The organism is Gymnodinialimonas mytili (assembly GCF_037544085.1).
Taxonomy (GTDB): Bacteria; Pseudomonadota; Alphaproteobacteria; order Rhodobacterales; family Rhodobacteraceae; genus Gymnodinialimonas; species Gymnodinialimonas mytili.
Genome location: NZ_JBBIFW010000002.1, coordinates 130,046 through 145,243, shown reverse-complemented (window position 1 = coordinate 145,243; position 15,198 = coordinate 130,046). Strand labels below are relative to the sequence as shown.

Genomic DNA, 15,198 nt, shown 5'->3' with positions numbered 1-15,198 from the left:
TCTATTGCCCCAATCGATCCAGCAATGCGGGCACGTGGACCTGATCGGATTTATAGTTTCCGCTGAGCACATGCATCACAAGATTCACGCCGAAACGCAGCGCAATCTCGCGCTGCTGTTCGCCGGTCGAGCCGCGGCCCACGGGGAACAGGGGGCGCCCGTTGGCATCCTGTGCCCAAGCCGCTGCCCAATCGTTTCCGCCGATCAGGATGGGCGTAACGCCATCATTGAGGTTGCGGAACGGCATGCCTTCGATCTGTTCGGCATCGGCGGGCGCCGCTTCGACCCAAACATCGGGGCTGTTATGGCGACCCGGAAAGTTCTGCAGCAGGTAAAATGTCCGCGTCAGGACATGATCCGCCGGCACGGGTTCAAGCGGCGGGATATCCAGCGGCGCCGCAATCACCTGCAGACGTCGCCCCTCCGGCGTGCCCGACCCAAAGCGACCGACATGCGCATCACGCGTGTCAAACACGATCATACCGCCACCGCGCAGGTAATCATTCAGTCGCCGATAGGCAGCCGCTGATGGGATCTGCTGGTTCGGAGTGATCGGCCAATAGATCATCGGGAAAAACGCCAGCTCATTGATCTCCAGGTCCACACCGATGGGCGGGGCCGGTTCGACGGAGGTGCGTTGATAGAGCGTGTTCGACAGCCCCTGCAAACCTGCGCGCGAGGTTTCGTCAACCTCCGCATCGCCGGTTAGGACATAAGCGAGCGTCGCCTCGGATGTGGCCAAAAGCGCCAGTTCTTCCTCAACGCTCAGCGCCTGAGCATCGGCCGCTTGTGGTGCGGCCAGCGAGGCAACGGCGAACAAGGCTGCGCCGCGTGCAAGACCGCCAAGACGCCCGCCAAGCCAAAGGGCAGCAATCGCATCCACCAGCAGAAGGATTAGTGCGCCGGTCAGGAAAGCAGCCATCAAGTCGGTGGGCTCGACCACCGCCATCCCCTCAACCGGGATATCGGCAGGCCATGCCGCGGGGGCCAAAGTCGCATCGCGCGCCAAGACGTTGCGCGCCAAGCGGCGATCTTCACCGGCATAGAGGCCAGGCAGCAGATCGGCGGACAACGGCGCATCGGCCAGATCCTCGCCAGTGACGCCCGGTCGTGTACCCGCATCGCGCAAGGTGCCATAGCCGTCGAGCACCTGTTCGGGCGTCCAGATCGTGCCCTCCAAATCCTCGGCCTCGGGGGCGACAGGACGAGTGGAGATCGCCAGACGCTCCAACATCTGAACAAACAGACCCGACAGCGGCAGCGTAGACCATTCCGCATTGGCAGTGACATGGAACAACACGACCGAGCCCTGCCCGACCGACGCGCGCGTCACCAAAGGCGTACCATCGGTCAGCGAGGCGATGGTACGCTCGCCCAAGGTCGGGTCCGGCTGCGCCATAACCTGGCTTGTCACCTCCACATCGCTGGGGATACCCAGGCCGAAGAACGGCGACCCTTCTTCGAACTGGCGCAGCTGTTTGGGTTCCCCCCAGGACATCGCGCCGCCAACCGTGCGGCCACCTGCACGCAAGCGGACAGGCATCAGAGGCCCGGCTTCGTCGCGTGCAACGTCGGACCCGGCAAGGCGCGTTCCCGCGAACCGGACCAGTAGCCCGCCATTTTCGACCCATTCGATCAGACCCGTCTCTTCTTCTTCGGCCAGCGTCGCAACGTCGGCGAGGATGATCACATCGGGGCTGGCCAGCAGGACATCGGACAGCGCGCCTTCCATCAGATCGGCAGTCGGCTCCAACGCTTGGCGCAGGTAGTGCAGCGGGGACAGCAAAGCCTGCTGCTCGTCCTCGGCCCCGCCCGCGATCAGCGCCACTTGTCGCCGTTGCAACGCATCATCGGTCAGCGCCACAGCGCCTGCGTGCCTTTCACCCGACAGCTCAAACCGGGTGATCCGGTTGCGCAATTCCGGGGGCAGGTCGAATTCGACTTGGGCGACCATGGCGCCCGGCTCAAAACTGGCGCTGTTGCGCGCCAGATCGCGGGAGATCCCGGCCGGATCGAGACCATGGGCGATCACAGTCACATCGCGCGGCGTCATGGCGCCCAGGCGGGTCAGATCGGCACGGATGGCACCATCCTCAAACCGCGGTGGGGTCAGTGCGATCAGATCGCGGTTGCCTTGGAACACCGCGACAGAGCCGAGCCGTTGCAATGCAGCGGTCAGATCAGCGCGCCCGGCATGGTTGATGCCGTCGGAAAACCAGAAGATTTCGAGCGGCCCCTCCAACGTCTCGGCCCAGTCCGCCACCGCAGTCATATCCGGCGCGAAGGCGGCAGGCTGTAGCGATTGGACCCGTGGCGCCCAGGCATTGGCGGTTTGAAAGGCCACATCGCCGGCGGGCAGATCGGTCAATTGCACCAAAGCCACCTCGCGACCGGCAAAGCCCGCGTCGTTGATCACCCGTTCAGCGCGATCCAGGCGTGATTGCCAATCCCGCGCCGATGCCCATGAGCTGTCCATAAGCACCAAAAGCGGGCCGTCCCCCGCAACGCGGTCTTCCTGCGGGTTCAAGACAGGGCCTGCGAACCCGACAATCGCGGCGGCGACGGCGAGGATTCGCAGCAGCAGCAGCCACCAGGGTGTCTTGTCGGTTTGGCTTTCATCATCGCTGAGCCCAAGCAGCAGCGCGATCCCGGGAAACCGTCGCCGGATCGGCGCAGGCGGCACCGCGCGCAGCAACCACCAGAGGATCGGCAAAGCGACCAGCGCCAGCAGCAACAAAGGTGTCGCGAATGCCAGATTGCCAATCATCCCTGACGCTCCAATGCCTGATACAGCCACAGCAACGTCGGTTCCGCCGGGCTGTCCGTATGATGGACATGAAAGCGCCAGCCCGTGCGCCGAGCCATGGCGCTTAACGCATCTTTGCGAGCGGCGAGACGGGCCAGATATTCCTCCCGCAGGGCCTTGGCCTTAAGGGTTTCAAAACGGATCGCACCGGACATCGATTCAAACAATGTGCGCCCGTCAAAAGGAAACACCTCTTCATCGGGGTCGAGGATCTGCACCAGGGCCCCCTTCACCCCGCGATCGGCGGCGCGGCCAAGCACCTGTTCGATTGCACTGGGATCGCCCAGGAAATCGCTGAAAAACACCGCGCGCCCGCCTGAGGGCATCACTTGCGGTTTGGGCTCCCCATATTCGGGGCGATCCACTCCATCCATCAGCGCCGCGGCCAATCGCATTAGTTGCGCCTGTCCACCGCGCGGCGGTTCGGCCAGATGGGTCAGCCCCACACGCTCCCCACCGCGGATTGCGATGATCGCCAGCGCCATGGCCAGCGTCTGAGCCCGGCGCAATTTGGAGGGCCGCGAGGCGTGGCCTGTGAACGTCATGGAGGCCGCGTCATCGACCCCCAACATCACCGATTGCGCGGCCTGCCATTCGGTCTGACGCAGGAAATGGCCGTCGGACCGGGCGGAGCGGCGCCAATCAATCGCGCGGTAGCTGTCGCCGGGCTCCGCTGGCCGATATTGCCAAAACTCATCCCCCGTCCCCGCGCGTTTGCGGCCATGAACCCCCAACAAAACCGTCGCGGCCAAATGCTGCGCATCGGCCATCAGTGGCGGTAATGCGGCGGCGACAGCCTCGGATCTGGATCTAAGGGAATCGGGCGTATGCAGAGCAGTTTCGGTCAAGCGGCCGCCTCGATCCGGGTGACGCTGGCGGTGACTTCATCGATCACCTGCTCCAATACGGCCCCTTCGGCCCTTGCTGCGAAGGTCAGCGCCATACGATGGCTGAGCACCGGACGTGCCAGCGCCGCGACATCATCCGCAGACGGGGCCAGGCGACCATCCAACAACGCACGCGCCCGAGCCGTCAACATCAGCGCCTGCGCCGCGCGCGGCCCCGGACCCCAAGCGACGGTGGATTTCACCTTGTCCATGGCCTCAGCCTCTCCCGGGCGACAGGCGCGTACAAGGTCGAGGATCAGCTCTACGACGGCCTCCCCCACCGGCATCTGCCGCACGATGGCTTGCGCCTCGATCAGTTCCTCGGGCGTGAAGACTTCAGTTGAGCGTTCCGCTGCAGTCCCTGTAGTGGCGATCAGAATACCGCGTTCGGTCTCGCGGTCGGGATAGGGCACATCGATCTTCACCAAAAAGCGGTCAAGCTGCGCCTCGGGCAATGGATACGTCCCCTCCTGCTCGATAGGGTTTTGCGTGGCCAGCACGTGGAAGGGTGCAGGCAATCGACGCGCCTCCCCTGCGATGGTCACCTCATGCTCCTGCATCGCCTGCAACAACGCCGATTGCGTCCGAGGTGAGGCGCGGTTGATCTCATCGGCCATCAACAGCTGGCAAAAGACCGGGCCTTCTAGGAACCGGAATGACCGGGCACCGTCATCGGTGGTTTCCAAGACCTCCGAGCCGAGGATATCGGCAGGCATCAGGTCAGGCGTGAATTGCACACGGTTGGCCGACAAACCCATCACAGTCGACAATGTGTCCACCAACAGCGTCTTGCCCAGCCCCGGTAACCCCATCAGCAGGGCGTGCCCCCCAGACAGCATCGCCGCCAAGCTCAGATCAACGACATCCTCCTGCCCAATGATCTGTTTGGCGATGGACGTCTTGGCATCCCCCAATTTGGCGCCAAGCGCTTCGATCTGGGCAACGGGGGGGGCGAGGTCAGCCATGGCAAAGCTCCGGGAAGACGTTAAATACACTCAGACAGGTAACAGACCTATTCCGCCGACCACAAATGGCAAAAGACACGTTGGCACAAATCCCCGTGACAATGCCGCCTATAGGAGCCCATCTATGACCTCCGCCACCGATACGCTGCTGAAAGCGGCACAAGATGCCTCGAAAAAAGGCGCGCTGCCGCCGGTGCATCTGTGGAATCCCCCCTTTTGCGGCGATCTGGATATGGAGATCAAACGCGACGGAACGTGGTTTTATGAAGGCACGCCGATTGGCCGAAAACCGCTGGTACGGCTGTTTTCCACGATCCTGAAGCTGGAAGACGGCAAGTATTTCCTGGTGACGCCGGTGGAAAAGGTGGGAATCCGGGTCGAGGACGCGCCGTTTGTGGCGGTGGATCTGGAGGCATCGGGTACGGGCGACGCGCAGCTTATCACCTTTACCACCAATGTGGGCGACAGCGTGATTGCGGGTGACGCGCATGCAATCTGGGTCGAGCGGGATGCCGATGGCGAACCGTCACCCTATGTGCATATCCGGGCGGGACTAGAGGCGCTTATCGACCGAAAGAGCTTCTACCGGCTGGTGGATATGGGCGACAGCTTTGAGATCGACGGGGTGGAGATGTTCGGCGTCTGGTCCGGCGGGCGGTTCTTCGCGATGATCCCGATGGCCGAATTGGAGGGCTAGCTTCCGTGTCCAACGATTGTGCGTTCAGGCCAAAAATCTGTCGCGTACGTCAATGATGCATCGCTGCCGTGAGGAATGCCGCACTTCATGGGGTGCAAAGTCAGACTCAGCAATGTCGAGAAAATCAACCATCTCCTTGAGTTGCGCTGTCTGAGTAGCGTCCCTCTCCTCCGACTCTTCAGCGATCAGATGGTCTATGATCATGACACCAATTTGTTTCTGGAACACCGTTTCAGGTCTGCCGTCCCGCGTGCAGACGCCATAGACGCCGTGCAAGAAGTGCTGCCAGGTGGCATCAGCATGGTGCTGATCGAACCGCTTCAACACATCGGGGACAAGAGGCGATAGCTGACGATACAGCTCGCCACCCGCAAAGGCTTGCCGCGCTGCGTTATATCGCGCGAAAAAGTAGTCGCGAGCATGCTTTTCGTCCCTCAGTCCCAGGCTAACGACATTGTGCAACCAAATCGTGTGGCCCTTAAGATGGAAGCGATATGGTTGCTTGTCTCGAAATTCACCCAAAAAGGACGTCGCCTCGGCGCTTGCGTAGTAGACGTAGGATGCTTCCGGGAACACCTTTGCGTTGATCAGCGCTTGCAGTTCTTGGATCGTGAAGCCGGCAGAAGCAGCAAAGTGATCTTCCTCAAGAAAATTCTGGTAGAGGTAGGTCAGCAGCATGTGCAAACTCCGGTGATGTCGTACCACCTTTGTAGCGCGTGACACTGAACGGAAGCTTCGACTAAGCTCGAAATATAGACGCAGGTTGGTTGTGACTTTCGGCGTATGCGCCAACGCCATAACGCTCCTGACAGGATGCTGTCAGGAGGGGGGTGCTAGGAGGCTCACACTGCAACTTGAAGTGGAGCTTACCCCCCATGTCCGACGCATCCGCAAACATTGGCTGTTGGTTTGAAATCGCTGTTAGCGACCTTGAGGCCGCACGAAAATTCTACAGCGCAGTCCTGCAACATGACTTGACCGTCACAGAGGATCAGGGCCCCAACCCGCTGGTTTTCTTCCCCTACAACGACAATCTGCCTGGCACTGGTGGCCATCTCTATCCCGGGACGCCCTCGCGCGGTGGTTCGACCATACACCTGATGGTCTCTACCGAACTGGATGCGGCACGGGAACGGATCGAGACCGCCGGTGGTACAGTCGAAAGCCCAGATATCGAAATCCCATCGGGCGCATTTTTCTATGCGCGCGACTTGGACGGGAATTCGATCGGGTTGTTCAAGTTCAAGAGCTGACATGGTTCAAACGGAGCGGGATGGCAAAGCCCCATCCCCCTTTGCCCAGCCCTCCAACCAACCACGCGCTCCGCATCCTCGGGTCGGGGGTGCGGCGGTAGCTGGTCGGGTGGGCCACCGTCGCCGCATCGCCGCTTCCCTCAATCCGACCCCAAAGGTAAAACGCCCCATGCGCCGTGCTGACCGCCTTTTCCGCCTGATCGACCGGCTCCGACCCGGCAAGCTGACGACCGCTCGCAAGTTGGCCGAGGCGATGGAGGTGTCGGAGCGCACGATTTATCGTGACATCGCGCATCTTCAGGCCTCTGGCGTTCCCATCGAGGGTGAAGCTGGTCTGGGCTACATGATGCGCGACGGCTACGACCTGCCTCCGCTGATGTTCACCGAAGAAGAGATCATCGCCCTGACCGTGGGCGCCAGGATGGTGCGCACCTGGGGTGGCTCTGCCATGGTACGCGGCGCCGAAAGCGCCTTGGAAAAGATCACCGCCGTCTTGCCCGACACCACCCGCGCCCGAGCCGAGCGTCTGAGGTTCGAGGCCTGGGCAACGCGCCCCTTGGATCCGCAAACCCGTGATATGATCGATATGGTCGAAGTTGCGATCAAAAGCCCGGACCGCCTGCATCTTGCCTACAAAGACGACAAAGCCCGCGCCACCGATCGCATCGTGCGCCCGCTTGGCCTTTGGTTCTGGGGATCTGTCTGGACGCTTGTGGCGTGGTGCGAATTGCGAAACGATTTTCGAATGTTTCGCCTCGATCGAATAGATGCAGCCAAATCTCTCGGAATCTATACACCGCAGGACGATCAGACTTTGAAGGCCTTCTACGCCTCAGAATATCTCTGCGATCAACGACGCAAGGACACCGAAACCCATCACTCCGGTTGAGCGCGCTCTACCATCTTCTCGAATAACTGTTCTGCGCCCAACACGGTTTTTGCGATGCCATCCACCTCTGGCAGCTTTGATGCCATCGCCGGATCCGTGGTAATGGCACCTGACAAGATGATGCGACGATCCGGGCAGGTTTTCCGGATCGACGCCACCAAATCGGTGAGACTTGGCAAGGCATGGGTGCCTGCACAGCTGATACCCACAATACGCCGATCATCCTTGGAAATCTTCTCGACGACCTCGTCGATATCGGAGCCAAAGATCAAGCCGACATCCCACCCCAGACGGCGAAAGTGATCTGCCGCCATCGACACACCCAATGTGTGCGTCTCTGTCGGTGGGGCCGTGAAAATGGCGCCTGTGGTACCGCAAGCGGCGACTGGACCAGAATAAGGCAGACTGTGCAGGATCGCCCTGATGCGCCCGGCCGCATGGCTGACATCGGTGAAGGCGACGCGGTCAGCTTCCCACCATTCGCCAAGAACGCGCGCTGCCGGTGCCAGGTGATCCACGCAGAGATCTTCTATACTGACCCCAGCCTCCAACAGATCATGCACCAATTCTTCGGCGGCTGACTCATCGTCCATCGCCAAGGCACAAGCCATTGCGGTCACATGGGGTGGCGTCATCGAGTCAACCGTTTCTGTGGGCAGCCCACCATGCTGGATGGAGCGGACCAATTGGGCAACGGCTTGTTCGGCCAGGGCATCAATCGCTTGTTTCGAGCGCACTTTCCTTGCCATCGTCTCTGACCTTTGGCTTGGTCGGTGCGAATGCAGGGTCACGGTCGCTCTCCCATCCCGAGCCCCAGCAGACAGGGCCGATTAGTAAAGATACCAACGCAAAACACCCAACATGTCAATTTTAGTTTACATTCCAATGGAAAAAGCGATTGAAACCTATCAAGTCAGTCCCACTGACCTGTCAATCACGCTAGACAGGTGTGGTAGGAAGCCCTTGCGGCACCCCCAAGATCGGCTAGCCTAGGGGGCAGCACCCGATGTGGAGGAGCGCCGGTGGCCCCGTTTGATCTTAACCAAATCGATGACGCGTTCATCGACGACCCTTATGAGACCTTGGCCGAACTCAGGCGCAAAACACCGGTGCATCGCAACGCCGATGGATCGATCTATCTGACGCGACACGATGATTGCCTTGCCACCTACCGCTCGCGCCAGATGTCCTCGGACAAGGAAGTGGCCTTCGGAGAGAAGTTCGGCGCGTGCCCCCTCAAAACCCATCACACCACATCGCTGATTTTCAACGATCCACCCTACCATACCGTGGTCCGCAAGCTGATCGCAGGCGCCTTCACGCCGCGCAAATTGGCCGAGATGGAGCGGCTGATCGAGGGCATCGTCGATCGCCTGCTGGATCGTGTCGAAGATCTGGGCGAATTGGACCTGATTGCCGATTTCGGGATGATGTTGCCCACGGAGATTATCAGCTTCATGCTGGGCGTCCCCGAAGAATACCGCGCTAAGCTGCGCGGTTACTCCATCGCAATCCTCGGTGCACTGGACCCAGTCGTGCCCCCTGACCGCTTGGCGGCGGGCAATCGCGCCGTCGAAGAATTCGGCGCAATCCTTTCGGATCTGATCGACCACCGCCGCCGCAATCCCGATGGCGCGGGCGAAGGCGAGGTGTTGGAAGCGCTGATCTTCGGCGAACATGACGGGCGTCGCCTGACCGAGGAGGAATTGATCCAGAATTGCATTTTCCTGCTGAATGCAGGGCATGAGACCACAACGTCGCTGGTCGGCAATTCCGTGGGCCTGTTTCTTGATTATCCAAGCGAACATAAGCGTCTACTCGACGCGCCTGGCCTGATCGGACCCGCGGTCGAGGAATGCTTGCGGATGGAGAGCCCGCTTCAGATCGGCAATCGCCTCGCCTCGGACGATATCGACCTACCCTCAGGTGAGACTATTCCCGCAGGCACCTATATCCATACCTCAATCGCCGCCGCCAACCGCGACCCGGAGGTGTTCGATAGTCCAGACCGGTTCGATATCGCACGGCGCCCGAACCCGCATATCGCCTTTATCACCGGTATCCATGTCTGCCTGGGCGCCTCACTGGCGCGGATGGAGGGTAAGATCGCCTTGGGCCGCTTCTTTGCGCGCTTCCCGAATCTCGCCGCCGATGGCCCGCGCACCAGGCTGGGCCTGGCGCGGTTCCGAGGTTATACCGCGTTGCCCATCCGCGTCCGCTAACCCGCCCTGCGCCAATCCGCTATTGATACGCCGCGCTCGGCGCACTCAACCAAGACGGGACTGGGTCTCCAAATGATCGGGTCCTGCGCCTCCAGGGTGCGAATTTTATCGACGATCCGAGCGACCCCGAGCGTATCGGCATAATGCATCAACCCGCCACGCCAGCGCGGAAACCCGTAACCAAAGACTGTGACCACATCGATATCCTGCGCCGATTGCGCGATACCTTCGTCGAGGATATCGGCGGCTTCGTTGATCATCGCCAGCAGAAGCCGTTCTTCCACCTCAGCAGCCGGGATATCCCGTCGGGTAACCTTCGCAAAATGTGCCTCCTCCGCGATCAGATCCTCGATCAACGGGTCGACAACCTTGCCGCCACCGCCGGGATAGCGATACCAGCCAACGCCGGATTTGCGTCCCAAACGTCCCTCTTGCACCATTCGGTCGGCAATCGGGACATAGCGGCGGTTCGGATCGCACGTGTCATCCTGGCGCCGCCGATTGGCGTAGCCGATATCCAGGCCCGACAGATCCTGCACCTGATAGGGGCCCATCGCGTAGCCGAACGCTTCCATCACCTCGTCGATTTCCCACGGGGTGGCCCCATCCATCAGTAGGAAATCCCCCTCCTCGCGGTAACGCGTATAGATACGGTTTCCAATAAACCCGTCGCAGACACCCGCGAGCACCGGCACCTTTTTCAGCAGCTTGGCCAGGGCGTAGCCCATCGCCAAAGCATGGTCGCTTGTCTTGTCGCCTTTTACGATCTCCAAAAGGCGCATGATGTGAGCGGGCGCAAAGAAATGCAGGCCCAGAACACGCGACGGATCGCTTGTGGCGGCGGCAATCTCATCCACATTCAGATAGGATGTGTTGGTCGCCAGAACCGCGTCCGGGCCCAATGCGGTGTCGAGTTTGGCAAAGATCTGCGCCTTCACCTCCATCGACTCAAACGCCGCTTCGATGGCAAGGTCGACTTCCGCAGCCTGGGCGTAATCCGTTGTTATGTTCAACCGCGCGCGCAATGCCTCTGCGCCATCGGGATCCAGCCGGCCCCTTTTGATCCCTTGTTCGATCAGCGCTTCGATATTGCCGCGTGCGCGCGCGGCGCCCTCGTCGTCACTTTCCAGCAGAACCACGTTCAACCCAACCGATAGGCATGCATAAGCGATCCCGGTGCCCATCGTGCCGCCGCCCACAATCGCAACGCGGGAGAGGTCTGGCGCGGCGGGCAAGTCCGCTGAGGGCTTTGCCGCACGTTCTGAGAAAAACATGTGCCGCAATGCGCACGATTGATCGCCCTGCTTCAACTCCATGAAGGTCGCGCGTTCCAACGCCATGGCTTCGTGGAAAGGCAGTGTGAGACCAGATTGAATCACATCGAGCGCGCGGAGGGGGGCGACTTGACCAGCCATCCGTTTGCCAAGCGCATCGCGCATCTCGGCAAAAGCCGCCTCATCCATGTCAGGCGGCGGCAATTCCCAGGTCGGGACAACGCATTGCATCTCTTCGGTGTTGACCATGAAGGCGGCCTCAACCGGATCTTCCTCGACGGCATGCACCAGCCCCGCCTCAAGCGCAGCGCGCGCGCTGAGCGGTTTGCCAAAAGCAATCATCCGCAACGCAATATCCAAACCGCACAGCCGCATCGCCCGCTGCGTGCCCCCTGCGCCTGGGATGACGCCCAAGGTCACTTCGGGCAGACCGATCTGCGCCTTTGGTCCGGCGATGCGCATCCGGCAGGCCAGCGCAATTTCAGCACCGCCACCCAACGCGACCCCATTGATTGCAGCGATCCACGGGACAAAACTGCGTTCGATGGCATCGCAGACATCCGGCAAGAAGGGCTCTAACGCGGCACCATCGAATTCCTTTGCATCGGCGCCTGCGGCAAAGGCGCGTCCGGCGCCGGTCACGATCACCCGGTCCAGGTTCTCCGCCTCGGCCCACCGTACCGCGTCCATCAAACCCTGGCGCATCGCCTTACCGATGGCATTGACGGGCGGATTGGTCAGCGTGACGTAGCCGACATATCCCTCTCGCGATGTGGTGACACTCATTCTGCTTCCCCCCGTTTAGTCCACCGCATCAAGCGTAGGCGGCAAAAATCCATTGTTGTCGATCAGCGCGATCAAATCGGCGAGCGATGTCGCGACTGTCATATTGCTGGTATCCAGCACGGCATCGGCGCGGGCATAGTCATCCTCGCGCGACGCCAAAAGCAGCCGCAACTGCGCCATGGCTTGCGGGTTGCCCTCCATGGGTCGCGTGTCGCCTTGCGCCAGAACCCGAGCCATATGTTCATTGGGCGAGGCTTTGATCCAAACTGTGTGAAAACGCGCCAAAAGGCGGTCAAAGATAGCTGGCTCCCCAACGATACCGCCCCCGACAGCCACGACGACGCTCTGATACTCGGCTTCGATCCGGGCCAGGGCGTCCGCCTCAAGCTGCCGATATCCATCCGAGCCGTAAAGCGCCATAACCTCCGCCACAGGCATACCGCCCTGCGCCTCGATCTCGCGGTTTAGCTCGACGAAGGGCAGGTCCAAAGTCCGCGCCACGGCGGCGCCCAAGGTGGATTTTCCGGCCCCGCGCAGACCAATCAAACAAATACGACCAGCCTTCGACTGATCCAGCAATCGGCGCCGGATATCGTCACGCAACACGGTCCCTGCGCGATCAAATCGGATCGCGATATCACGTGCCTCGGGACTGATGGCATCGATCAGCGAAACAATTGGTAAATTTAACGCGGTTGCCACACGTAACAAAAGCCCGATGGAGATATTGCCCGCCCCGCTTTCAAGCTGCGCAAGGTAGCGCGGGGAAACGCCGGATCGTTCGGCCAGAATGCGGCGCGAGATGCCCATATCGCGCCGTGCCGCGCGCACGCGATCCCCGACCTGACTTTGCAGGCGCGCCGCACTGCTATCCGCGGCGGTCAGAGGGGCCTTGTCCTGACGGCTCATTGGGCGGGGATATGCGGTTCGATCAGGGCGCGCAGCTCCGGCGGGGCCGGTTGCGATTTGAACTGATCGGCGATGATGAAGACGCAGGTAAACGCACCTTCGAAACATGTCGTGTCGTCCTGGACGCCATCAACCCGGAAGGTGATCGACTTCTCGCCCAACCGCGCGGGCCATGTGTGGCATTTGAGGATATGGCGTGGGGTCACAGGGCTGCGAAAATCCATTTCGAGGCGGACAAAAGGCGTGCCAATATTCTTATCAAGTTCAAGGTGATACCAACCGCCGGGCCCGTGATAGGTATCCCACCAGGCATTGATCGCATCCAGCGCAAACCACGGCAGCCGCGCGGTATAGGCGATGCGCGCAGGATCGCAATCCCCCCAGGTGACGCGCACATCATGGACAAAAACACCCTCTGGGCGGGGCTGCATCAGGCGGCTTCCGCCTGCAATTGGCCCATGATCTCTTGCGCCCAGGGCACAGCGATGTCTTCGGGCATATCGGGGGACGAGGCGTCGTGGATCCCACGCTCCCCCACCATCTTGGCGCCGCATTCCAGCAGCTTTTCCATCAGCAGTTTCGAGCCAAACGCGAAGGTCTCAGAGAACACCATGTCGCCCAACCCGAAGATGGCAAAACGCACTTTGGACAGATCGGGCTTTTTGGCATCGAGCTTATCGTAGAACGGCTGCGCGGCCATCGGCAGATCGCCATTGCCGTAAGTTGAGCTGACGATGATGTAGAAGGCGTCGCCGTTCATCTCTGTCGGATCGACATCAGCAAGCGAGGTCACGGTGCAGCTATAGCCATCGCCCAAATCGGCTTCGATATCCTCGCACAGGATTTCAGCCGTGCCGGTTTCCGTGCCGTACAGAAATTGGATGTTCATCAGGTGGTCCTTGTCTTCGGGCGGGTGTTTAGGGCGACAATGGCCGCCCCAAACCGATCAAGCCATATGCAGTTTGACGTATTCGAAATCGCCGGGCTGGTTGTTGATGCCCTGTTTGGGCGGCGCGATCCAACCGGCATATTCACCGGGCTCATAGCACGGCACCATCAAAGATTGGATAAAGGCGCCATCCTCTTTGGTGGGCAGCCATTTGTCGACATTGGCCTGCCAATCCTGCTCGCTGATCAGGTCGCCATCGGGATTGGCCTTGATCGCTGAGAAGACGCCGATCTGACGGTGGAATGCCTGATCCGGAAGCTTCAATTCGAACTCAACGCCGGTGCGCTGGATCGTCTTGTTCCACCGGCGCAGACCGCCCGACGCATCGCGGATGTAATCGTCGCGCAGGCGCATATTGATCGCCGTCAGCGCGGGCACCTCTTTGTCGAAGATCCGGCCATCCTCGATGGTCTTGACCACATAGGTCGCATCGGTCAGCCGGTGATCGTCTTCGATCCGCTGCTCCATATAGCGGCCCTTGATCCCGGCATTGAACGCATTGGCGGCATTGGTCGACACCTCTTGTCCGAACAGATCCAAGCTGAGCGAATAGTGCAAGTTCAGCTTCTTCTGGATCGTCGGCAGGTCGATCACACCCAGATCGCGGATGCGGTCGGTGGCGTAAGGGTCGGTGATGCCCGCTTCGACCATCGCCTCGCATGTGCGTTGCACAATACGGCTGACGCCGGTTTCGCCCACAAACATATGGTGCGCTTCCTCGGTCAGCATGAAGCGACAGGTGCGGCTCAGTGGATCGAAGCCGGATTGGGCCAGGCTTTCCAACTGCATCTTGCCATCGCGGTCAGTGAAATAGGTGAACATGAAAAACGACAGCCAATCGGGCGTTTCCTCGTTGAACGCCCCCAGCATCCGCGGCGCTTCGTCCGACCCCGAGGACCGGCGCAGCAGATCATCCGCCTCTTCCCGCCCATCTTTGCCGAAGTATTTCTGCAGCAGATAGACCATCGCCCAGAGGTGGCGCCCCTCTTCCACATTCACCTGGAAGAGGTTGCGCATGTCGTAAAGCGACGGCGCGGTCAGGCCGAGGAAGCGTTGCTGTTCAACCGATCCCGGCTCTGTATCGCCTTGGATCACGATCAATCGCTTGAGCATGTTGCGGTATTCGCCGGGCACCTCTTGCCAGGCCAACTCCCCCGCATGTTCGCCACAGGGGATACGGCGATCTTCGACCTGCGGCGCCAACAGCACGCCCCAGCGATATTCGGGCATCTTCACATAGTCGAACTTTGCCCAGCCTTTGGGATCCACGCTGACCGCCGTGCGCAGATAGACCATGCTTTCCTGGAAGTTCTGCGGGATCAGCCGGTTCCACCAATCCAAATAGCCCGGATGCCACTTCTCAAGCGCCTTGAGAACCTTGCGGTCTTGGCTGAGCCCAACATTGTTGGGGATACGGGTGTCGTAGGATACGTCCAAAGCAGTCATGTTGTTCTCCTTTGCGCTGTTGGCCTCTGGCCTAGTTGAGCGCGGCCCTCCCAGATCGGAAACCATGACGGCTTCCATGTATAATTGGTGGCGAATTGCCGGGCGATCCCGGCAA

At 60.6% G+C, this 15,198-nt stretch carries 14 protein-coding genes; 4 read left to right on the top strand and 10 right to left on the bottom strand.

The genetic code is table 11. From position 1 onward, the window contains the following. Position 1: 1 nt before the first annotated feature. The 3 genes from V8J82_RS10075 to V8J82_RS10065 are packed head-to-tail and all read right to left on the bottom strand — an operon-like array spanning position 2 to position 4,658. Positions 2 to 2,767, bottom strand: a complete 2,766-nt coding sequence (locus V8J82_RS10075) for a DUF4159 domain-containing protein (protein ID WP_339974851.1) — start codon at positions 2,765 to 2,767, stop codon at positions 2 to 4. Further along, positions 2,764 to 3,654: a DUF58 domain-containing protein gene (locus tag V8J82_RS10070; protein ID WP_339974850.1), complete on the bottom strand. Its 891-nt coding sequence runs from the start codon at positions 3,652 to 3,654 to the stop codon at positions 2,764 to 2,766. Before V8J82_RS10070 ends, V8J82_RS10075 begins: the two co-directional genes overlap by 4 nt. Beyond that, positions 3,651 to 4,658 (bottom strand): AAA family ATPase, encoded by a 1,008-nt coding sequence (locus V8J82_RS10065; RefSeq protein WP_339974849.1) that lies wholly within the window; start codon positions 4,656 to 4,658, stop codon positions 3,651 to 3,653. The genes V8J82_RS10070 and V8J82_RS10065 overlap by 4 nt, the downstream gene beginning before the upstream one ends. A 124-nt stretch (positions 4,659 to 4,782) precedes the next feature. Between V8J82_RS10065 and V8J82_RS10060 the strand changes: the two genes are divergently transcribed. After that, a complete protein-coding gene (locus V8J82_RS10060; RefSeq protein ID WP_339974848.1) occupies positions 4,783 to 5,355 on the top strand; it encodes a DUF1285 domain-containing protein in 573 nt (190 codons plus the stop codon). A gap of 24 nt (positions 5,356 to 5,379) precedes the next feature. Here the strand turns inward: V8J82_RS10060 and V8J82_RS10055 are convergent, their stop codons facing one another. Then, entirely contained in the window at positions 5,380 to 6,033 is a 654-nt protein-coding gene (locus tag V8J82_RS10055) for a DUF6058 family natural product biosynthesis protein (protein ID WP_339974847.1), read from the bottom strand. Between the two features lie 197 nt (positions 6,034 to 6,230). Between V8J82_RS10055 and V8J82_RS10050 the strand changes: the two genes are divergently transcribed. Together V8J82_RS10050 and V8J82_RS10045 are read left to right on the top strand one after the other, a co-directional pair. After that, positions 6,231 to 6,608 (top strand): VOC family protein, encoded by a 378-nt coding sequence (locus V8J82_RS10050; RefSeq protein WP_339974846.1) that lies wholly within the window; start codon positions 6,231 to 6,233, stop codon positions 6,606 to 6,608. 169 nt (positions 6,609 to 6,777) lie between these two features. Next, positions 6,778 to 7,497 (top strand): helix-turn-helix transcriptional regulator, encoded by a 720-nt coding sequence (locus tag V8J82_RS10045; RefSeq protein ID WP_339974845.1) that lies wholly within the window; start codon positions 6,778 to 6,780, stop codon positions 7,495 to 7,497. Here V8J82_RS10045 and V8J82_RS10040 read toward each other — a convergent pair. Then, complete coding sequence (locus V8J82_RS10040; RefSeq protein ID WP_339974844.1) at positions 7,485 to 8,246, bottom strand: cobalamin B12-binding domain-containing protein; 762 nt, start codon at positions 8,244 to 8,246, stop codon at positions 7,485 to 7,487. The two genes, V8J82_RS10045 and V8J82_RS10040, sit on opposite strands and share 13 nt — an antisense overlap. A gap of 273 nt (positions 8,247 to 8,519) precedes the next feature. On the opposite strand from V8J82_RS10040, the gene V8J82_RS10035 reads away from it, so the two are divergent. Next, the gene (locus V8J82_RS10035; protein ID WP_339974842.1) at positions 8,520 to 9,719 is read left to right on the top strand and encodes a cytochrome P450; all 1,200 of its coding nucleotides are present in this window, start codon (positions 8,520 to 8,522) and stop codon (positions 9,717 to 9,719) included. Here V8J82_RS10035 and V8J82_RS10030 read toward each other — a convergent pair. The 5 genes from V8J82_RS10030 to boxB are packed head-to-tail and all read right to left on the bottom strand — an operon-like array spanning position 9,716 to position 15,083. Continuing rightward, a complete protein-coding gene (locus V8J82_RS10030) occupies positions 9,716 to 11,779 on the bottom strand; it encodes an FAD-dependent oxidoreductase (protein ID WP_339974840.1) in 2,064 nt (687 codons plus the stop codon). The two genes, V8J82_RS10035 and V8J82_RS10030, sit on opposite strands and share 4 nt — an antisense overlap. A 15-nt stretch (positions 11,780 to 11,794) precedes the next feature. Continuing rightward, the gene (locus V8J82_RS10025) at positions 11,795 to 12,688 is read right to left on the bottom strand and encodes a helix-turn-helix transcriptional regulator (protein WP_339974838.1); all 894 of its coding nucleotides are present in this window, start codon (positions 12,686 to 12,688) and stop codon (positions 11,795 to 11,797) included. Beyond that, entirely contained in the window at positions 12,685 to 13,119 is a 435-nt protein-coding gene (locus tag V8J82_RS10020; RefSeq protein ID WP_339974836.1) for an acyl-CoA thioesterase, read from the bottom strand. Before V8J82_RS10020 ends, V8J82_RS10025 begins: the two co-directional genes overlap by 4 nt. Then, positions 13,119 to 13,577, bottom strand: a complete 459-nt coding sequence (locus V8J82_RS10015) for a flavodoxin domain-containing protein (RefSeq protein WP_339974834.1) — start codon at positions 13,575 to 13,577, stop codon at positions 13,119 to 13,121. The genes V8J82_RS10020 and V8J82_RS10015 overlap by 1 nt, the downstream gene beginning before the upstream one ends. Positions 13,578 to 13,634: 57 nt before the next feature. Continuing rightward, positions 13,635 to 15,083, bottom strand: coding sequence for a benzoyl-CoA 2,3-epoxidase subunit BoxB (boxB, locus tag V8J82_RS10010; protein WP_339974832.1), 1,449 nt, complete (start codon positions 15,081 to 15,083; stop codon positions 13,635 to 13,637). Between the last annotated feature and the right edge of the window lie 115 nt (positions 15,084 to 15,198).